General features: G+C 67.0%; 23 protein-coding genes and 1 tRNA gene. 13 read left to right on the top strand and 11 right to left on the bottom strand.

Annotated elements, in window-relative coordinates; all coding sequences use genetic code 11:
* Nucleotides 1–34: 34 nt before the first annotated feature.
* Nucleotides 35–286 (bottom strand): hypothetical protein, encoded by a 252-nt coding sequence (locus ORI27_RS15270; protein ID WP_410174321.1) that lies wholly within the window; start codon nt 284–286, stop codon nt 35–37.
* Between the two features lie 69 nt (nt 287–355).
* Here ORI27_RS15270 and ORI27_RS15275 point away from each other — a divergent pair, with 69 nt between their 5' ends.
* Both ORI27_RS15275 and ORI27_RS15280 read left to right on the top strand, forming a co-directional pair.
* Entirely contained in the window at nt 356–853 is a 498-nt protein-coding gene (locus ORI27_RS15275; RefSeq protein WP_265997639.1) for a hypothetical protein, read from the top strand.
* A 172-nt stretch (nt 854–1,025) separates the two neighbouring features.
* Nucleotides 1,026–2,558, top strand: a complete 1,533-nt coding sequence (locus ORI27_RS15280; protein WP_265997638.1) for a hypothetical protein — start codon at nt 1,026–1,028, stop codon at nt 2,556–2,558.
* 80 nt (nt 2,559–2,638) lie between these two features.
* Here ORI27_RS15280 and ORI27_RS15285 read toward each other — a convergent pair whose 3' ends face one another.
* Complete coding sequence (locus ORI27_RS15285) at nt 2,639–3,160, bottom strand: hypothetical protein (protein ID WP_265997637.1); 522 nt, start codon at nt 3,158–3,160, stop codon at nt 2,639–2,641.
* A gap of 258 nt (nt 3,161–3,418) precedes the next feature.
* On the opposite strand from ORI27_RS15285, the gene ORI27_RS15290 reads away from it, so the two are divergent.
* The 8 genes from ORI27_RS15290 to ORI27_RS15325 all read left to right on the top strand — a co-directional run bounded on the left by ORI27_RS15290 (nt 3,419) and on the right by ORI27_RS15325 (nt 10,776).
* Nucleotides 3,419–4,117, top strand: coding sequence for an MspA family porin (locus ORI27_RS15290; RefSeq protein WP_265997636.1), 699 nt, complete (start codon nt 3,419–3,421; stop codon nt 4,115–4,117).
* Nucleotides 4,118–4,197: 80 nt separating this feature from the next.
* Nucleotides 4,198–4,905, top strand: coding sequence for an MspA family porin (locus tag ORI27_RS15295; RefSeq protein ID WP_265997635.1), 708 nt, complete (start codon nt 4,198–4,200; stop codon nt 4,903–4,905).
* Nucleotides 4,906–4,910: 5 nt separating this feature from the next.
* Nucleotides 4,911–5,501, top strand: coding sequence for a hypothetical protein (locus ORI27_RS15300; RefSeq protein ID WP_265997634.1), 591 nt, complete (start codon nt 4,911–4,913; stop codon nt 5,499–5,501).
* Nucleotides 5,502–5,581: 80 nt separating this feature from the next.
* On the top strand, nt 5,582–6,151 hold the full coding sequence (locus ORI27_RS15305; protein WP_265997633.1) for a hypothetical protein: 570 nt from the start codon (nt 5,582–5,584) through the stop codon (nt 6,149–6,151).
* A 75-nt stretch (nt 6,152–6,226) separates the two neighbouring features.
* The gene (locus ORI27_RS15310) at nt 6,227–7,216 is read left to right on the top strand and encodes a phospholipase D-like domain-containing protein (protein WP_265997632.1); all 990 of its coding nucleotides are present in this window, start codon (nt 6,227–6,229) and stop codon (nt 7,214–7,216) included.
* Complete coding sequence (locus tag ORI27_RS15315) at nt 7,209–7,778, top strand: chromate transporter (RefSeq protein WP_265997631.1); 570 nt, start codon at nt 7,209–7,211, stop codon at nt 7,776–7,778. The genes ORI27_RS15310 and ORI27_RS15315 overlap by 8 nt, the downstream gene beginning before the upstream one ends.
* Nucleotides 7,775–8,320 carry a chromate transporter gene (locus ORI27_RS15320; protein ID WP_265997630.1) on the top strand — a complete coding sequence of 182 codons (546 nt, stop codon included), beginning with the start codon at nt 7,775–7,777 and terminating at the stop codon, nt 8,318–8,320. Before ORI27_RS15315 ends, ORI27_RS15320 begins: the two co-directional genes overlap by 4 nt.
* Before the next feature lie 83 nt (nt 8,321–8,403).
* Nucleotides 8,404–10,776: a lysylphosphatidylglycerol synthase transmembrane domain-containing protein gene (locus ORI27_RS15325; protein WP_265997629.1), complete on the top strand. Its 2,373-nt coding sequence runs from the start codon at nt 8,404–8,406 to the stop codon at nt 10,774–10,776.
* A 187-nt stretch (nt 10,777–10,963) separates the two neighbouring features.
* Here ORI27_RS15325 and ORI27_RS15330 read toward each other — a convergent pair whose 3' ends face one another.
* The 3 genes from ORI27_RS15330 to ORI27_RS15340 form a co-directional block, all read right to left on the bottom strand.
* Complete coding sequence (locus ORI27_RS15330; RefSeq protein ID WP_265997628.1) at nt 10,964–11,125, bottom strand: hypothetical protein; 162 nt, start codon at nt 11,123–11,125, stop codon at nt 10,964–10,966.
* 493 nt (nt 11,126–11,618) lie between these two features.
* Entirely contained in the window at nt 11,619–11,990 is a 372-nt protein-coding gene (locus ORI27_RS15335) for a VOC family protein (RefSeq protein ID WP_265997792.1), read from the bottom strand.
* A 13-nt stretch (nt 11,991–12,003) separates the two neighbouring features.
* Nucleotides 12,004–12,087: transfer RNA gene (locus tag ORI27_RS15340), tRNA-Leu, on the bottom strand.
* 574 nt (nt 12,088–12,661) lie between these two features.
* Between ORI27_RS15340 and ORI27_RS15345 the strand changes: the two genes are divergently transcribed.
* Genes ORI27_RS15345 through ORI27_RS15355 form a run of 3 tightly spaced genes read left to right on the top strand, consistent with a single transcriptional unit; the run spans nt 12,662 to nt 13,705 of the window.
* Nucleotides 12,662–12,913 (top strand): LAGLIDADG family homing endonuclease, encoded by a 252-nt coding sequence (locus tag ORI27_RS15345; RefSeq protein WP_265997626.1) that lies wholly within the window; start codon nt 12,662–12,664, stop codon nt 12,911–12,913.
* 49 nt (nt 12,914–12,962) lie between these two features.
* Nucleotides 12,963–13,355: a hypothetical protein gene (locus tag ORI27_RS15350; RefSeq protein WP_265997625.1), complete on the top strand. Its 393-nt coding sequence runs from the start codon at nt 12,963–12,965 to the stop codon at nt 13,353–13,355.
* Entirely contained in the window at nt 13,352–13,705 is a 354-nt protein-coding gene (locus ORI27_RS15355) for a DUF3817 domain-containing protein (protein ID WP_265997624.1), read from the top strand. Before ORI27_RS15350 ends, ORI27_RS15355 begins: the two co-directional genes overlap by 4 nt.
* On the opposite strand, the gene ORI27_RS15360 is transcribed toward ORI27_RS15355, so the two are convergent.
* From ORI27_RS15360 to ORI27_RS15385, 6 genes are all read right to left on the bottom strand, one after another.
* Nucleotides 13,695–15,149 carry an MFS transporter gene (locus ORI27_RS15360; RefSeq protein WP_266073987.1) on the bottom strand — a complete coding sequence of 485 codons (1,455 nt, stop codon included), beginning with the start codon at nt 15,147–15,149 and terminating at the stop codon, nt 13,695–13,697. The two genes, ORI27_RS15355 and ORI27_RS15360, sit on opposite strands and share 11 nt — an antisense overlap.
* A gap of 47 nt (nt 15,150–15,196) precedes the next feature.
* Nucleotides 15,197–15,802 carry an RdgB/HAM1 family non-canonical purine NTP pyrophosphatase gene (gene rdgB, locus ORI27_RS15365; RefSeq protein WP_265997622.1) on the bottom strand — a complete coding sequence of 202 codons (606 nt, stop codon included), beginning with the start codon at nt 15,800–15,802 and terminating at the stop codon, nt 15,197–15,199.
* Between the two features lie 2 nt (nt 15,803–15,804).
* Entirely contained in the window at nt 15,805–16,584 is a 780-nt protein-coding gene (gene rph / locus ORI27_RS15370; RefSeq protein WP_265997621.1) for a ribonuclease PH, read from the bottom strand.
* 157 nt (nt 16,585–16,741) lie between these two features.
* Nucleotides 16,742–17,515, bottom strand: a complete 774-nt coding sequence (locus ORI27_RS15375; protein ID WP_265997619.1) for a cyclic nucleotide-degrading phosphodiesterase — start codon at nt 17,513–17,515, stop codon at nt 16,742–16,744.
* Nucleotides 17,516–17,572: 57 nt separating this feature from the next.
* On the bottom strand, nt 17,573–18,403 hold the full coding sequence (gene murI, locus ORI27_RS15380) for a glutamate racemase (RefSeq protein ID WP_265997618.1): 831 nt from the start codon (nt 18,401–18,403) through the stop codon (nt 17,573–17,575).
* On the bottom strand, nt 18,400–19,068 hold the full coding sequence (locus ORI27_RS15385; protein WP_265997617.1) for a rhomboid family intramembrane serine protease: 669 nt from the start codon (nt 19,066–19,068) through the stop codon (nt 18,400–18,402). The genes murI and ORI27_RS15385 overlap by 4 nt, the downstream gene beginning before the upstream one ends.
* Nucleotides 19,069–19,091: the final 23 nt, after the last annotated feature.

Genomic DNA, 19,091 nt, shown 5'->3' on the forward strand with positions numbered 1-19,091 from the left:
TCCCTGCGCCCCAGCCTAACTCAGCGGGATCAATTCACCCGATCGAGGTGTAGGGGCGTTTCGGCGGCTGCTGGTTCTGCCTAAACGATTGGCACAGACCAAGATTGCTCGCCACGCACGGAACACCGTTGATGGTGGGGGCACTTCCTTGCAGATAGCACTGGCCGGTGTACTCGTTGTTGACGTGTCCAGGCGGGCAGCTCTGAGCCGAGACCGGCGCGGCGACGAACAACCCCGTCGCCAGCATCGCGCCCGCGACGACTTGCCCGATCCACGTCATCATCACCTCACAGCCTTTCCACAGCCAGACTACGCCCCTGAGGGATTGCTGGGGCGCGTGATTACTATCGTCGTCATGCCGGAGGCCAACGACGCGTCGAATCAAACACCCGCCGGCCAAGCGGGTGCGTGGCGCTGGATCGCCCTCGCCGCGCTGGTGATCTCGCTGATCGCCGGGGCCGCGGCTGGCTGGGCCTTGCTGCGGCCTGCACCGCCGGTCGCCTCACCCGCCAACGCACCGCAGGGCGGCGACGCCAAGACCAACGCCTGCGACGCCTACCGGACGGTGAGTTCGGCGGTGTCGTTGCAGACCCACGCCAACGCGGGCACCGAGGTGCAGGGCGTGGCAGCGAACGCCCGACTGGCCATGTCCGGCGGTGCAACCTACCTGCTGGCCCACCTGAATCCCGGAACGCCGGCGGACCTGGCCGACGCGATTCGCACGTTTGCGGCTGGGCTGCAGGACATTTCGATGAACGCGTTGGCCGGAGTACCCAACAGCGACCCGACCCAATCCACCCGGCTTCGCGACGCCGAAACCGCGAACAGCCGGATCGCCGAGCTCTGCCGGTAACCGCGGTCACGCTCGCAGATTCCGGGCAAACTCGAGTTCATCCGGCGTTTGGCTGATGTTCGGTGCAGGGCCGGATGGCTGCAAGTCGCGGGAAACGCTCATCTCCTTGGATTCGGTTCGCAACGCAAATTTGCCGGACTCACCGGCAGGAACTTCGCGAAGGGATTCACCCGTGGCCGAACATCGCAAGAAGTCACCACGCGTCGCCGCACCTGCCTTCGTCACGGCGGGTGTCGCGGGGGCGGCGATGGTTGGCGCGGGAGTTTTGCTCGCCGGTACCAACGCGCCCAAACCCGTGGCCAGTCCCGTCTTTGCGTTGACGTCGGTCGAATGCCCGCTCGGCTCGGCCGGCTGCGACAACCTCAGCTCGGTGTCGGGGACCGCCTCGGCGACCGCGACGGGCGTGTTCGCATCGGCTACGGCCAACCCGATCACCGACTTCATCAGGATCTTCGTCGGCAACGGCACCGCCGACAACCCGAACGCCGGCCTGCTGATCGGCGACGGCTACAGCTTCAGCGAGGTCGATGTCGACAAGTCGACCTACTGCCAGAGTGGTGCGGCATGTCAGGGTGGTCGGGCCGGCCTGCTCATCGGTGACGGGGGCAACGGCTACAACGGCGGAAGCGGCGGCGACGCCTTCCTCTACGGTCACGGTGGCGACGGCGGTGACAACATCACCGGCGTCAACAACGGCGACGGCGGCAACGGGGGCCGCGGCGGCCTGTTCGGTGGCACCGACCAGGAGGGAACGCCCTTCCGGGCCGGCGGCGGCCACGGCGGTGACGGTATCGACGGCGGCGACGGCGGCAACGGCGGCAACGCCGGGCTCTTCTCCGGCACCGGTGGCGGGGCAGGCAACGGGGGAGACAACGTGACCGGCGTCAACAACGGCGCCGGCGGCAACGGCGGCGACGCCGGCCACTCGGCCCTGATGCCGCTGCTCGACCCCGGACAGAAAACCCACACCGGTGGACAAGGTGGCGCCGGCTACGACAACCCGACCGGACCCGGCGGTGCGGGTGGAAACGGCGGTGACGGCGGGTCCGGTGGACTATGGGGTTCGGAACCCGGAGGCACCGGCGGTGACGGCGGACCGGGCGGCAGCGGATCCACAGGCGGCGACGGGGGCGACGGCGGCAACGGCGGCGGGGGCGGTCTGGTTGGCGGCACGGGTGCCGACGGCGGTGCCGGCGGTGCGGGCGGCGCCGGGAGTGCCGGCGACGGCGGCGCCGGGGGCGACGGCGGCAACGGCGGCACCGGCGGGATATTGGTAAGCGGCGGAAACGGGGGTACCGGTGGTGCCGGCGGCGCGTCAGCCGACGGCGCAGGCGGTGCGGGCGGCCACGGCGGCCACGGCGGACTCGCGGGCACCCGAGGCGGCTCCGGTGGCCACGGGGGCAAAGGCGGGTCCGGCACCACGAAGGGCGGCAACGGGGGGAACGGCGGTCACGGCCAGTTCGGCGGCCTCGAGGGCGGCAAGGGCGCCACGGCCGGCGACGGCGGCGACGGCCCCGTAGCGGGCACCGGCGGGACCGGCGGCACCGGCGGCACCGGCGGGACGAGCGTCCTGATCGGCGGCGACGGCGGCGACGGCGGCCGCGGCGGAAAAGGCGGCGTGAATCCCGGCGCGCCCGGACATCTCGGCGGCGCTTCGCTGGGCGGTATCCCCGGCAAGGGCGGTGCGGGCGGCGCCGGCGGCTGAGCGCCGGGCTAGACATAGTGCACCCCCCTGGGCGCGTCCGGCGCCGAGGGGGCTGCGCTTGGCGTTCGTGACGCCGGGCGTCAATTCGCCCCTTCGAGCGCACAGGCCATCTGTGCGTTCCGCGCGTCGGTGTTCAGGTCGCTTGCCGCCGAGTTGAGTGAGTCGCCACCACCGCGCAGCCCCATGATCAGAAGCAGCTTGGTCGCGTGCAACGACCAGGTCTGCATGGAGTCAGCCACGTCCGGCGGTAGCCCCGGGCTCCGCGACGCGGTCAGCGCAGCGTGCGCGGCCTCCCGCAAGGCGGTTCGGCCGATGACATTGGATCGCCAGACCTCCGGGTTCTGATAGTCGACGCTGTTCCCGTTGCCAGCGGTGGCATAGGCGAAATCCTCGTAGTTCGACGCGGCGAGGTCGAGGGCCGAACCGAACTGCCGGCAAGCGTCTGAAACTACGCTGCTCGAGGCGGCGGGATCTGCCGCTAGGGCGGCGGGCGCCGGACCTTGGTCGGGCGCGGTCGGCGCCGAGGGGTCGGTTACGTCGGGTTCGGCCGGATTGGCCCATGCGACCGGCGTGGCGGCGATGATGGGCAGCGCCGCCAGCACGACCACTCCAAACCGCCTGGCGCAGGGGTGTGAGCGGCTCAACGAATGTCTCCTCGATCTTCGGCTACCGGATCGACCGGGCCGACACTACCGGGCGAGCCGCGGGCCGGCGGGCGCCTGGCGTCGGCCGATCCACGTTGGACCGCAAACAGGCGACTGGAGTTGGTCATCCGTTTGCCGGTACGAAACCTGCAAACCGAAACATCGCGAAGGCGTCACGATCAGATCCCAAACCCATACACAGAGAGGCTGTCGGCCATGTTGCCTCGGATTGCCGTCCCGCTCGGCGTATGCCTGCTGATCGCCACCGGGACGGCCCCCCAGTGCCTTGCCGACCCGCCCGCCGACCCGGACGTCGTCGCGGCCGCCGACGCCGCACCCCCGCTGCCCCCGCCGAACGCCCCCCTTCCGTCCGGAACGGCGGGCAATCTGACCACCCCGGACGGCTGGAAACTGTCGGTGGGGGCCAGCGGCGAATCCATCGAGCCGGTGGCTTCGCTGACTAACTCCCCCTGGTCCCGCGAGTACCTGGTGGACGGCACCTTCGTCGGGGAGGTGTCGGGATCGGGCACCACCAAGTTGGCCGGCGGCACCCTGGAGGCCGGATATCAGATCGGTTGCGGCATCATCCAGGACGACATCGAATCGATAACGTCTGCGGGCATCACGCCGGGGCTGGGGATCCCCTTCGTCTCCGGCACCATCCTCCCGGTCTTCATCTCCCCGTCGGTGACCCAGCAGATCAAGATCGACCTCAAGCCCGGGACGGTGAACATCGTGCCGATCGGCAAGAAGTCGTTCAAGGGCACCAAGTCTCGCGTGTCGATCACCGGTTTTCGGGTCAAGATCGACGGATGTGCCGGTCAATCGTTCATCCGGTCCTATGCCACCTTCACCAGCTCGACTGACAACACCGACGACGTGGTGACCTACCTCGGCGTGACGAAGGCCGTGTAGTGAATCGGCCCGACACGTCCTGCCCAGCGGTCGCGCTCCCCGTCGAACAGCGGCCTTCTCGAGAGAGGCATCGACACGATATGTTGCATCGGCTCGCCACGGTGGCAGTGACGTCCTTGGTCATCGCGGCGGGCAATGCGCCGGTCGCGCTGGCCGACCCCTCCGCCGATCCGCCGCCACCGGCGGACCCAGCCGCGGCACCGCTGGCCGAGGTCGCCGACTCCGCCCCGCCGCTTGACAACGGCGTCGTCCCGTCCGAGGTGCCCGGCGTAGCGAAAACCCCGGACGGCCGGACGCTGACGGTGGCCGCCAAGGACGAGACGCAGCTGCCGGTGGCGCCACTGACGACGTCCCTGTCCTCACGCGACTGGCTGGTGGGAGGCACCTTCTTCGGCAACACGACGGGATCGGTGGCGGGCGGGACATTGGAGGTCGGCTACCAGATCGGTTGCGGCATCGAGATGGACAAGGTCAAGCTGAACGGCCAGGGCGGTGTCAGCATCAGCTCCACCAACATCGGCCAAAGCGGCATCGGCGCGCCGGGCACCATCTCCTTTCCGATCACCGGGCAGGTCGAAGTGGAGCCACGGCCCGGCACCATCACCAACGTCGCGGTCGACAAGAAGTCGTTCAAAGGAACGTGGGCGCGGATCACCCTCCGCGATATCCACGTCAAGGTGGACAACTGCGTCGGGGCGTCATCGCTGCGTTCGTATGCGGTGCTGACCAGTTCGACCGACGACGACGACGACATCGTCGCGTATTACGGCGTCACCAAGGTGTTCTGATCGACATGGCACGCTATCCCGTTGGCGCCCTGCGCACTTCGCTGACCGTAGCTGCGGCACTAGCCGGACTCGGGCTGGCCGCGCTGGCCGAAACGGCCACCGCGACCGCCGATCCGGGTCCGGTGCTGCCCGAGCCCGTCCCCGTGCCGGCCGCCGACGCGCAGGCGCTGCCGCCACCCCCGGCGGCACCGGCACCGGAATCGCCGTACGCGCTGTCCTCGGAGACCAAGAACCAGCTGTTGACAACGATCGCCGACACGCTGTCCGACCCGAACATGGTGTTCGGTCTGTCGGCACCCCCGCCCAGCGATCCGCTGGCCCCAGTCGAGCTGTTGCTGCCGCAGAACTACCGGATGCCGACGCCCGACCTGGAGTCGCCCTATCTGTTGACCGAGGGCACCCCGCCCGGCCCGTTCGCCCGCGTCGACGCGATGAAGGGTGTGCACGCGCTGCTGCACGGCGCGTTGGGCCGGATGCCGGGCGACCAGCTCGGCGATCCGCTCCCCGGTACCGCCCCGCCACCCGGCACCAACATCCCGGCAGGACCAGAACAGTTCCTGCCCGACCCGGCCGGGGTCATCCCGCCGCCGGGATGAGCCGCACTCCGCGGACCGGCCAACAAGGCTCGCCCTCACGTACTACGGTGTGACGAGGTCGAGTCGAAGGAGACGCCAGAATGGCCGAACGGGGTCGCTGCCTGACGGTCGGCACGCTCACGGCCCTGGCATTCGGGGTTGCCGTGGCCTATTCGGCACCCGCCCTGGCCGACTCCGCTGCGCCGGTCGAACCGATCTCACCGCCGTCGAGCATCGGTACCGCCCTGGGTCAGAACGGCGCCGAAGCGGTCGGCCCGTTGGGAATACCGGATCTGGCCGGGTATGCACCCGGGCTGCTGCTTGGCCAGAACGCGGTGCCCTCGGCGCCGGGCGAGCCAACCACCGTCACCGCGCCCGACCTCCGGGCCTTCGCCGGTCAATACCTGCTCCCGCAGAACGTCGAGCCGGCCGCCCCCGGACGGGGAGTCGCCGACGTCGGCATGGGCCCGTCGCCAGCCGACCCGAGCACCGGCCGGCTGGCCTTTCTGCGACGGTTACACGAGATGTATCAGGGCGGCGACCTCACCGGCGCGCTACTGGGCCAGGTTCCCGACGAACAGCTCGGCCAACCACTGCCCGGCACCGCGCCCGGGCCCGGCACGTATCTCCCGCCCGGCCTTGGACACACCCCGCCCCAGCCGCCGCGATAGCCCCGGCGAAGATCAACCGAACGTTGATCCAACGGCAAAGTGCCAGGGGCTTCCTGGTGCTAGCATCCGAAACTTATGCCCGCTAACGCCCCGTGCGTGATCGTCGAACCAGACGACGGTTTGGACCCAGTCCACGAATTCATCATGAGCGCGCAAAGATCGCTTCTGATAAAGCAATTCACCTTCACCGAGCCCAGCTTGATGGAGGCCACGATCGACCGCAAGAAGGCCGGCGTCGACGTGCGCATCATGCTGAATCCGCAGCGCTCGGGGGGCGACCGGGCTAACGACGAGAGCTACGAGGCGTTCAGGGACGCCGGCATCGATGTCAGATGGTCGAGTCCCAAATTCTATGTGACGCATGAGAAGTCGATCGTTGTCGACGAGAACGCGGCGATGGTCGCCACTTACAACCTGATGACCAAGTACTTCACGCTCACCCGCGACTACGGGATCATCACCCACGACCCCTTGCACGTGGCGCAGATCATCGATGTGTTCGACGCCGACTGGGAGCACCGCGACTTCACACCGCCCAGATATGAAGGTCTGCTGTGGAGCAACTCCAATTCCCGCTACCACATGGCGCGGTTCATCGACACCGCCGAGCACAAGCTGTACATCCAGCACCCGAAGTACGTCGACGCCGTCATCCTCGACCACATCGCGGCCGCCGCCCACCGCGGGGTTAGGGTGCGGGTCTTGTGCGGGGGTAGGCACGGTATCAGCGAATGGGACATCCTCGATACGTTCGCCTCACTGCGGACGCTGCGCCGGTTCGGCGTCGAGGTACGCAAGCAGAAGAACCTCAGGGTGCATGCCAAGCTGTTGATCGTCGACGGCAAGCAGGTTCTGGTCGGATCGATGAACATCGACCGCAGTGCTTTCGACCTACGCCGCGAGCTCGGCATCACCACCGACGACCCCACTGTCGTGACGCGACTCAAAGAGGTCTTCAAAAGTGATTGGCAGCTGTCCAACCACTACGAGCCGCCGGACCCGCTGGAACAGAACCGTCCCGTCGAGGACGACTTCCCCCATGACAAAGACCTAGTCCATGAGTGAGCCGGGGCCGACCCTGCAGAAGGTCTCCTTGCTGGAGATCGCCCGCACGTTCAACCACATCGCGCTGGCGTCGTTCGGCGGTGGGCTGTCGGCGTGGTCGCGGGAAGTCGTCGTCGTCGAGAAGGAGTGGATGGGCGAGGAAGAGTTCCTGTCCGCCATGACGATGTGCCGGATCGTGCCCGGTGCCAATCAGGTCAACCTGGCGGTCTTCGTCGGATCCAAGATGAAGGGCCTCGCTGGAGCGATCGCCGCATTGATCGGTCTGTGCCTGATGCCCGTGACGATCATCCTCGTGCTCGGCTTCGTCTACTTCACCTTCAAGGAAGTGCCCGCCGTCAAGGGAGCCCTGCACGGCGCGTCGGCCGCCGCGGTGGCGCTGACTCTGTCGATGGTGATCCAGACCGGCAAGAAGTGCCTCACCGGCGTGATGCCGATCGCCTTCTTCCTGGCCGCCTTCGTGCTCAACGGCCTGCTGCGCTGGGGGCTGCTGCAGACGCTGGCGATCCTGGCACCGCTGAGCCTGATCTGGGCGTGGCCCCGCAGGAAGCGTGCCGAGGCATGAAAACCTTCCTCGTGCTCATCGGCATGTTCGGCTCGCTGTCACTGCTGTCGATCGGTGGCGGTAACACCGTGCTACCCGACATGCACCTGCAGGCCGTCACCGAACACCACTGGTTGACGAATTCCCAGTTCGCCGACATCTTCTCGATCTCACAATCCGCACCGGGGCCGAGCATCCTCATCGTGACGCTCGTCGGCTACGCGGCCGGGTTGGGCGTCGCGGGCGTCATCGGCGGCATCGTCGGCGGCGTGCTCGCCACCGTGGCGATGGTGGTGCCCGCAGCGACCTTGATGTACCTGATCACCGTGTCATGGCAGAAGGCCCAAAAGTCCAAGCTGCGCGTCGCCGTGGAGAAGGGTTTCGCTCCGCTGACCGTGGGGCTGATCCTGGCCACCTCACTGGTGATGAGCCGGGCCGCCGACCACGACTGGCGGGCCTATCTGATCACCGGTGTCGCGACCCTGATCTTCGTGCGGACCAAGACCAACCCGCTGATCGTGGTGGGCGCGGCCGCCCTGCTCGGCTACGCAGGCTTTCTCTGAGCCGCTGGGCGTCAGAAGCCCGACAACCACATCGAGACCGGTCAATGAGACTTCTCCGCGACAACTCGGGATAGGTTTTCCCGATGCGAGTTGACGGGCGCGAGGTTGCCGTTTCCGGCGACGTGCTGCTCCCGCTGACCCACCGGACCAACGACATCGTGCGCCTCGGTGTGGCGACCGTCGTGCTGGCCGTCATCATCACCAGCTCGCTGATCACCCGCAATGACTGGGTCGGGCTGGAGAAATCGGTGTCGCGGATCGTCGGCGTGCTGACACCCACCCAGTCCAACCTGGTGTACCTGGCCTACGGTGTCGCGATCCTGGCGCTGCCGTTCGTCATCCTGATCGGGCTGATCGCCGCGCGGCAGTGGAAGCTGTTCGCGGCCTACGCGGCGGCCGGGTTCCTCGCCGTGTTCTCCCTGTCCATCACCGGCAACGGTATCGCCGCACCACGCTGGCATTTCGATCTCTCGGAACGGCTGTCGACCACCCTGTCGCAGTTCCTCGACGATCCCCGCTGGATCGCGATGCTCGCCGCCGTCCTGACCGTCTCCGGGCCGTGGCTGCCGTCACGCTGGCGCCGCTGGTGGTGGACGCTGCTGCTGGCGTTCGTGCCGATTCATCTGGTCGTCAGTGCCGTCGTCCCGGCCCGATCGCTGCTCGGACTTGCGGTCGGCTGGTTCGTCGGCGCGCTGACCGTCTGGGTGGTGGGCACGCCGGGCCTCGAAGTCCCGCTCGACGGGGCGGTGCGCGCGCTGTCTCGGCGGGGATTTCTGGTCACCTCGCTGACGGTGGTCCGCCCGGCCGGCGCCGGGCCGTTGGAGTTGGTGGCCGCCGATGACGCCGGCACGCGAGCGGTCGTCGAGATGTACGGGCCCAATCAGCGCAGCGGCGGTGCACTGCGCCAGTTCTGGCGATGGCTGATTCTGCGCGACACCGAGACCGCTCCCCTGCAGGCGTCGATGCGCCGCGCCGTCGAACATCGGGCACTGATGACGATCGCGGTCGGTGACCTCGGGGTGTCCAACACCACCACGATGGCGGTCGCGGCGTTGGAGCGCAGTTGGACACTGTATGCACACACCCCGCCGGTCGGCGCCCCGCTCGGCAGCACAGCCGACAAGACGTCGGTGACCGCGATCTGGGGTTCGCTCGGTGTGCTGCACCAGCACCAGATCGCCCATGGTGATCTGCGGTTCAAAGAGATGACGATCGATGCCGGCAAGGTGATGTTCGGCGGTTTCGGCAACTCCGAGTACGGAGCGACCGACGAACAGCTGCAGTCCGATATCGCGCAGCTGCTCGTGACGACGGCCGATCGGTTCGGGGCCGAATTGGCGGTGCGCGCCGCCGTCGACACGCTGGGCAAGGAGACCGTCCTCACTGCGTCGCCGCGGCTGATCAGGGCCGCGGTGCCGGCCCGAATCCGCAAGTCGGTCAACGATCCCAAGTCCGTGATGGCTGCCGCCCGGGACGAGGTCAAGCGGCAGACCGGGGCCGACGAGATCAAGTCCGAGACCATCACCCGGTTCACGCGCAAGCAGGTGATCCAGTTGGTCCTGCTGGTCGCCCTGGTCTATGTCGCCTATCCGTTCATCAGCACGGTGCCCACCTTCTTCACCGAGCTGCGCAGCGCGAACTGGTGGTGGGCGCTGCTGGGGCTGGCGGTGTCAGCGCTGACCTACGTCGGTGCGGCGGCGGCGTTGTGGGCGTGCGCTTCCGGGCTCGTCAGCTTCGGCAACCTGCTCATCATGCAGTTCGCCAACACCTTCGCCGCCACCACCACCCCGGCGGGTGTCGGCGGCCTGGCGCTGAGCACACGGTTCCTGCAGAAGGGCGGGCTCGGCGCGCTGCGGGCCACCGCGGCTGTCGCGCTGCAACAGTCCGTACAGGTGATCACCCATGTGACCCTGCTGATCTTTTTCAGCGTCGCCGCCGGGGCCACCGCGGACCTGTCCCATTTCGTGCCGAGCACCACGTTGCTGTACCTGGTCGGCGGCGTCACGCTCGGCATGCTCGGCACATTCCTGTTGGTGCCGCGCGCGCGCCGATGGCTCGGCACGTCCGTGCGCCCCAGGGTCCAGGAGGTCGGCGGCGAGCTGCTCGATCTCATCCGCGAGCCCAAGCGGTTGGCGATTATCGTATTAGGTTGCGCCACAACCACACTGGGCCTAGCGCTGGTGCTATGGGCCAGTATCGAAGCTTTCGGCGGCGACACCAACTTCGTCACCGTCACGATTGTGACGATGGTCGGCGGCACTCTCGCGTCGGCGGCGCCGACGCCCGGCGGTGTCGGCGCGGTGGAGGCGGCACTGATCGGCGGGCTTGCCGCTTTCGGCGTGCCCGCGGCAGTGGGCGTGCCCTCAGTGCTGCTCTACCGGGTGCTGACCTGTTGGCTGCCGGTGTTCGCCGGCTGGCCCATCATGCGGTGGCTCACCGCCAAGGAGATGATCTGAGCCCACGGCGATACCCGCGGAGCCGAGCGTCGAGCCCTGCTCATTAATGACGTGCGACGCAGCGAATCTCGATCGAACCCGCAAGAGTGAAACGGAGAAATTCCACGGTTGAGAAATGGTGGCTATCGCGCCGGAAAAGTCGGGCCAAAAGCAATCGATCCGGCCACCGGCGTGGCGAACTGTGGACCTAGCGAGGCCGGAGGGCGTCGGCGGCTGCGCCGATGAACACGGCATACGCCGCGGACATCGCGATCTGGTCGATCTTGTCAGCATCCCCGCCGAGCTCACGCACCTGATCGGCAATCGCGTAGCGGATCAGATCGACCGAAGTCATCATGGAATCGCTCATCGATGTTCCTGCTCGCTCTCGGTGCGTGCTATTCACTTTCGGCCGTCAGGCAGAGCCACAGCGCCGCGATTACGCAGAAACCGACGTATACGACTTTGCCCAACTCAATCACCGTAGCTCCGATCTCCAACAAGTACCTGAGACCGACCTTAGAGTTCAAAAGTTAGTTGAGCTAGTAGCTTTGCACTGTCGTTATCGTTAGCTGTGTCCGGTACGACAGCGCCTGTGGCGCAGGTCACGATGGTGATCCACACCAAGCTCACGTCGCGCGCCCGGAGCGGCCCAGCAGATCGGCCGGCTTCTGAACAACGGCTCGATGTCGAGATGTGACTACGCCGTTTCGGTTTCGTAACCCTGCCTCGGAGCCAATTCCGTTAGAGCGCAGCGGCATTCATACTGTTACTTCCCGCAGGGCCGGGGCTCCTGACCCGGCTTGGAATACTGAGTGGTCAGCCCTACAAGCAGTTAGCCGAACCAGGACGAACGGGCACCGCTAGGTGTGCGGCGCCACGCAGAACGCGTTTCCGTCGGGGTCGGCCAGCACGACCCAGGCGAAGTCACCGAAATTGTTGCGCCCCGTCTCGGTCGCGCCGAGCTCGACCAGTCGCGCGACCTCTGCCTCGACGTCATCGGTCGAGAAGTCCAGGTGCACCTTGTTCTTCCCCGGCGTCGGATCGGGGACCTGTTGGAAGGCCAGGCCCGGCCCTCCAGGACGGCTGACGACGACGAAGAAGGGTGGGGCGATCGGGGTTACCTCACCGTCGAGCGCACGTGCCCACCACGCGGCCAGGCCTTCGGGATCGGTGGTGTCGAACGTGATGTTCTCGGTCTTGAGTGACCCGACGCTAACCCGGACGTACGACAGTTCCTAGAAATTGTGCGGGCGGGGGGACTCGAACCCCCATGCTCTTTCGAGCAATGGCACCTAAAGCCATCGCGTAAACCAATTCCGCCACGCCCGCAAGACGGCTGAGTCTACCGCGAACGCCGCCCCGAATCTGTCGGTGGGCAGCCCTAGCGTCGACCGCAGCGCAGAAAGGTCGGCACGATCCGTTCGCATGAAGAGTTCGCGGATGCTCAGCGGCTCATAGCCGCTGGTGTCAACGACTGCGAGATCGCTCGTCGCACGGGCATACCCCGTGCGACGATCAAGGACTGGCGCCACCAGTCGCCCGCAATGAGTCGGCGCCCGACTGCTGACGCGCCCTGCGGGACGGCACACGACTTCAACACGCTCCCGGTAACGGCATACGCCTATCTGCTCGGCCTCTACCTCGGAGACGGCTGCATATCGAACGCCGGACGCGCTTGGCGGTTGAGAATTGCGTTGGACAAGAAATACCCGGGCATCATCGAGAGCTGCCGCGCGGCCATCGACGCAGTGATGCCCGGACAGCACGCCTGGATAGGTCGGCACCCCCAAGGTTGCGTCAACGTCTGCCTCTACTCGAAACACTGGCCATGCCTGTTCCCTCAGCACGGCCCGGCCTCAAGCACCGAAGGCCAATCAAGTTAGAGCCGTGGCAGCAAGAACTCGTGGACCAAGCGCCCGAGGATTTCATTCGGGGCCTCATCCACAGCGACGGCTGCCGCGTCATAGCCAACGACCGCGGCGTCACGAGCATCCGCTATCACTTCACCAACCACTCCGAGGACATCCTCGGAGTGTTCACCGACACCCTCGACAAACTCGGCATCACGTGGACCCGCTCGACCAAATACGTCGTCTCGATCGACCGCAAAGCGGCCACCGCACGCCTGGACGAATTCGTCGGCCCGAAATGCTGAGCGTCACGCGCGGGTGAACCCATAACCGCTGGCAGGGTACCGTCGTGGTGTGTCCACGACCCGTCGCCGCAGGTTCGCGCTGATCATCGGGGTGATCATCGCCGCCAGCGGTTGCCTGGCCCTGGGCTGGTGGCAGTGGAGCCGATTCGAGTCGACGTCGGGCACTTTCCAGAACCTCGGCTACGCGCTGCAGTGGCCGATGTTCGCCGCGTTCTGCGTGTACGCCTACCGCAAGTTCATCCACTACGAGGACGACCCGCCACCGCCGCCGTCGGCCACCGGATCAGTCACCGAGATTCCCGCCGGACTGCTTCCCGAACGTCCCACGGCCCAAACCACTTCCGATGAGCTGGATCCCGCAATGCGCGAATACAACAACTACCTCGCCGAGCTCGCCCGGGCCGACAAGGCTGAAGACGATCAGAACAGGACCACCGCATGAGTGCACCCGAGTCGCCCGAAGCCTCCACGGGCGTCCCGATCGAGACGATCCGCAAAGCCCTCAACGGCTACCGGGTGATGGCCTGGACAACAGGTATCTGGCTGATCGCGCTGTGTTACGAGATGGTGGTGAAGTACATCGTGAAGGTCGACGACCCGCCGACCTGGATCGGCATCGTGCACGGCTGGGTCTACTTCATCTATCTGCTGTTCACCGCCAACCTCGCGGTGAAGGTGCGCTGGCCGATCGCCAAGACCATCGGTGTGCTGCTGGCCGGCACCATCCCGCTGCTGGGCATCATCGTCGAGCAGGTGCAGACCCGGGAACTGAAGACCCGGTTCAACCTCTGATCGGATCGCCCTCGAGTTCGAGTTCCTCGGGCGACCAGTCCTCGACCGCGGCGGCGGCCGGTGTCGGCAGCGTCATCGCGATCACCGCCGCCAGCGCCGCGGCACCGGCCGCCACCAGCAGTGCGACGCGGAATCCGGTTAGCGAGGGCACCAGGTGCCCGGCGAACGAGATTGTCATCGAGGACAACACCGCCCCGATGACCGCACTGGAGATCGACGTTCCGAGGGAGCGTGCCAGCGCGTTGATTCCGTTGGCGGCGGCCGTCTCTGATACCGGCACCGCAGCGTTGATCAACGCCGGCAGCGACGAGAACGCGAAACCGACACCAAAGCTGATGAAGGTGTTGAACACCATCACCTGAGCCGGGCCGGTCAGCAGGAAAGATCCCGCCACGTACGAGCCCGCGATGGTCACCGCCCCGACGACGAGCGTGAACCTCGGCCCGCGCCTGGCTGCGATCCGGGCGGCGATGGGCGCGGCGACCATCATCGCCAGACCTCCGGGAGCCATCCACAGACCCGCCTGCAGCATGGACTGGCCGAGCCCGAACCCGGTCTCGACGGGCAGCTCGAGAATCTGCGGTCCGATCAACGACATCGCGAACAGCGCGAAACCGACCGCGACCGAGGCCACGTTGGTGGTCAGAACCGGTCGTTTGAGTGTCGTGCGCAGATCGACGATCGGCGAGGACACCCGGAACTGCCACAGCGCGAAGGCCGCGAACACCGCCAGACTGGTGACCAACAATGACACCGTCGTGGTGCTGGTCCACCCCCACGTCGAGCCCTTGGATATCGGCAGCAACAGCGTCACCAAACCGGCCGCCAACAATGCCGTGCCGAGCGGGTCGAGCCGGTCGTGTGAGGTCGCCGGGATCTGCGGCACGAGGAAGTAGAACAGCAGCACCGAGCAGATCCCGAGTCCGGCAGCAAACCAGAACAGCGTGTGCCAATCGGACTTCTCGGCGATCACCGCCGACAACGGCAGACCCAACGCACCGCCGACACCCAGCGACGCGCTGATCAAACCCATCGCCGAGCCGACCCGGTCGGTCGGCACCGCGGCGCGCAACACGCTGATCGCCAACGGGATGATCGGCATGCCGAGGCCCTGTAGCCCACGGCCGACGATGAAAGGCAGCAGCGAGCTGGTCGTCGCCGCGATCAACGATCCGACGGTCAACGTGGCCGCACAGACCATGAGGATCGGTTTGGGTCCGTACATATCGCCCAGTCGGCCGAACACCGGCGTCGTCACGGCCGCCGTCAGCAGCGTCACGGTGATCGCCCACGACGCATTCGACGCGCTGGTATGCAGCAGCGTCGGAAGTTCGGGAATCAGCGGGATCATCAGCGTCTGCATCAACGACACGCTGATGCCGGCAGCCGCCAGAACGGCGATCAGGACACCGGGGTGCGCCGCCCGGACCGCATGACGACCCACCCGAGCATCATGACACATTAGATGCGCTAGAAAAATTTTGCTGATGCTCAGGACAGCGCACGCAACGACGGGATCAGCAGCGCCAGCGCGCGACCGCGATGCGACGCCGCATCCTTCTCCTCGGGATTCAGCTCCGCAGCGCTGCGGGTCTCCCCGTCCGGGACGAACAGCGGGTCATAGCCGAAGCCGCCAGCACCCCGCTGCTCCCGGGCGATCACCCCGGGCCACTCACCACGCGCGACCGCACTGTCGGCGTCGGCGGGGCCGAAGACCAGCGCGCACGCCGACACGAACGCCGCCGAACGCCGTTCGTCGGGCACGTTTCGCAACTGGGATAGCAGCAATGCGTTGTTGGCGGCATCGTCACCGTGGGTACCGGCCCAGCGCGCCGAGAGCACACCTGGCATTCCGTTGAGGGCGGCAACGGCGAGCCCGGAATCGTCGGCGACGGTCGGCAGACCGGTGGCCGCATACCCGTCGCGCGCCTTGGCCAAGGCGTTCTCCTCGAACGTGGCACCGGTTTCGGGAGCCTCGTCGAACGGTGGCACATCGTCGAGCGACACCAGGGTCAGACCGGACACTCCGGCGGCGTCGAGGACGCGGCGCAGTTCGGCCAGCTTCTTGGCGTTACGGCTGGCGACGAGTAGTCGCATAGCTACGAGCCGAACGCCTTCTTCGCCGGTGCGCCTTCCGGCAGCACACCGGGATAGGGCAATTCGAGCGCTTCACGCTGCACGCTGAAGAGGGTCTCGCACGCGCCCAAGGCGGCGTCGAGCATCTTGTCCAACGTCGAGCGCGGGAACGTCGCCCCCTCCCCGGTGCCCTGGATCTCGACGAGTGTTCCGGTGTCGGTGGCGACGACGTTCATATCCACCTCGGCGCGCGAGTCCTCCTCGTAGGGAAGGTCGACCCGAACCCGGCCGTCGACCACGCCGACGCTGACGGCGGCGATGGCACACGACAGCGGGCGTGGATCGGACAGCTTGCCGGCCGCGGCCAGATACGTGACCGCATCCGCAAGCGCGACGTAGGCACCCGTGATCGCGGCGGTCCTGGTCCCGCCGTCGGCCTGCAGCACATCACAGTCGATCGCCACGGTGTTCTCACCGAGGGCAGCCAGATCGATGCAGGCCCGCAGCGAGCGGCCGACCAGCCGGCTGATCTCCTGGGTGCGCCCGCCGAGACGACCCTTCACCGATTCGCGATCCGATCGGGTGTGGGTGGCGCCGGGCAGCATCGCGTATTCCGCGGTGAGCCAGCCCTCCCCCGATCCTTTCCGCCAGCGCGGCACGCCTTCGGTGACGCTGGCCGTGCACATCACCCGGGTCTCGCCGAAGGTGATCAACACCGAGCCGGCCGGATGGGAGGTGAAGCCTCGGGCGATGGTGACCGGCCTCAGCTCGTCGTCAAGCCTGCCGTCTTGTCGTCTGGACACGCCGCAACACTAGCCGAGCGACGATGCGGGCCAGTGGCCCGAGGAGGGGTTCGGCAATCACACCTGAGTCCGAGCGATCAGAACGGTCGAGGGTGCGCGGAGTGCCCGCCACGGCGGCGTGTCGGCGTGGCGACACGCACGGTCGCCGGCAACAGACTCAGTGCCGACGGACGTCGATGGTCTCCCCGCACACCACTGCGTGGACCGGGCCGTCGAACTCCGCCTTGGCCTCGCTGATCACGTCCTCACGTGAGGTCCATGGCGGGATATGGGTCAGCAACAATTCACCGACGCCGGCTCGCGTGGCCATCTGTCCCGCCTCGGTACCCGACAGATGCAGATGCGGCGGACGGTCCGGCGCGTGAGTCCACGACGCCTCGCACAAAAAGGCGTCTGCGCCGCTGGCCAACTCGACAAGCGATTCGCACACACCGGTGTCGCCGCTGTACACCAGCGTGGTGCCCGTCGGGTCGGTGATCCGCATGCCGAACGACTCGGTCGGGTGGGTCACCAACCTCGGCAGCACGGTCAACGCACCGAATTGAACCGGCTGGTTGTCCTGCCAATGGTGGATCTCGAAGATGTCGGAGAAGTCATCGAGTTCTCCGCCCAGCGGCGACGAGGCCGCGGCCAACCGGCTCCAGGTGTCACTGGGGCCGTACATCACCCCGCGGCCCTTGGCCGGGGTCGGGTGGTAGCGACGCCACACGAACAACCCCGGCAGATCCAGGCAGTGGTCGGCGTGCAGATGCGACAGCAGGACGTGGACGTCATTGGGGTCGGCATAGCGCTGCAGCGCACCAAGCACCCCGCCGCCGAAATCGAGAACGAGCGGGGGCGTGTCGGGTGCGGTCAACAGGTAACCGGACGCCGGCGAATCAGGTCCGACAACGCTGCCGGAGCAACCAAGGATGGTGATTCGCACAGTCACTAGCTTGCCATGCCCGGATGCCGCAAGAGGAAAACATCACGGGTTTCGACATGAGAATCACTTCGCCGCGCCGACGTGACGCTGAACAGGGTGGACCCCGGTAATCGCCGGCCCCAGGAAGCGCGCCGCCAAGGCGGTGAACGCCTCGGGATCGCCTGTCGCCTCGAACGCGTAGTGGCCGGCGGAGCGGCCGTCGTCCTCATGCGGCCGCAGAAGATCGCGCTCGGTCAACACTTTCAGCAAGTCCTTGGCCGTCTCCTCGGCACTGGACACCAAGGCGACCGAATCCCCCATCGCCAGCTGAATCAGCCCGGACAGCAGCGGGTAGTGCGTACAGCCCAGAACCAGCGTGTCCACCTGCGCGCGCTGCAACGGCTCCAAGTACCCCTCGGCCAGGTTGAGCACCTGACGGCCGCTGGTGACGCCACGCTCGACGAAGTCCACGAACCGCGGACACGCCACGGCCGTGACCTCGACATCGCGGGCGGCGGCGAACGCGTCCTGGTAGGTCCCGGACGCGACGGTGGCCTGGGTGCCGATCACCCCGATGCGCCCGGTTCGGGTGGTGGCCACTGCCCGCCGTACCGCCGGCAGGATCACTTCGACGACCGGTACGTCGTAACGCTCGCGCGCATCGCGCAGACAGGCCGACGACGCGGTGTTGCAGGCGATGACGAGAGCCTTCACCCCGCGTTCGACGAGATCGTCGCCAATGGCCAGGGCATGTGCCCGTACCTCCGGGATGCTCAGCGGACCGTACGGCCCGTTGGCGGTGTCGCCGACGTAGATCACGTCCTCGTCGGGCAACTGGTCGACGATCGAGCGAGCGACCGTCAGCCCACCCACTCCGGAATCGAAGATGCCGATCGGCGCGAAACGGTCGCTCATGATGTCAGCCCGGGAAACTGGCCGGCCTTCTTGCGTTCCCGGGCCTTCCGTTCCGGGCCGGACAGCCAGTAGGCGGCCAGCACCCCGGCGATGGCCCCGCACAGGTGCCCTTGCCAGGACACCCCGCCGCAGCGGTTCAACTCGGGTAACGCCCCCCACAGGACACTGCCGTAGACGAACAGCACGACGATGCCCGTCACGATCCACCAGATGTGCCGGGTGAACCAACCGAACACCAGCAGGAACGTCAACCAGCCGAAGATCAGCCCGGAAGCGCCGATGTGATTGGTCTCCAGCCCACAACCCACGTTGCCGATCAACCAGGTGCCCAGGCCGCCGACGATCCAGATGATCGCGGTGGCCCAGACGAAGCGGGCCATGCCGGTCAGCGTCACCAGGAAACCGAGCACCAGAGCCGGCACCGTGTTGGCGGCCAGGTGCTGCCAATTGCCATGCAGCAGCGGCGCGAAGACCACGCCCCACAGGCCGTCGGTTTCCAACGGCCGGATGCCGTTGCGGTCCAGTGAGTGTCCGGAGAGCTGGTCGACGAGCTCGATGACGTAGAGCAACACCACGAACGACACGATGGTGGCGCCGCCGACCTTCCAGGCCGCCGGCTTCTTGGGCGGCGGTGGGGTCGCGGAATAGCCCAATGGCTGGGTCATCTGTGTCTCACCGGCGCCTCCGC

The organism is Mycobacterium pinniadriaticum (genome assembly GCF_026242045.1).
Taxonomy (GTDB): domain Bacteria; phylum Actinomycetota; class Actinomycetes; order Mycobacteriales; family Mycobacteriaceae; genus Mycobacterium; species Mycobacterium pinniadriaticum.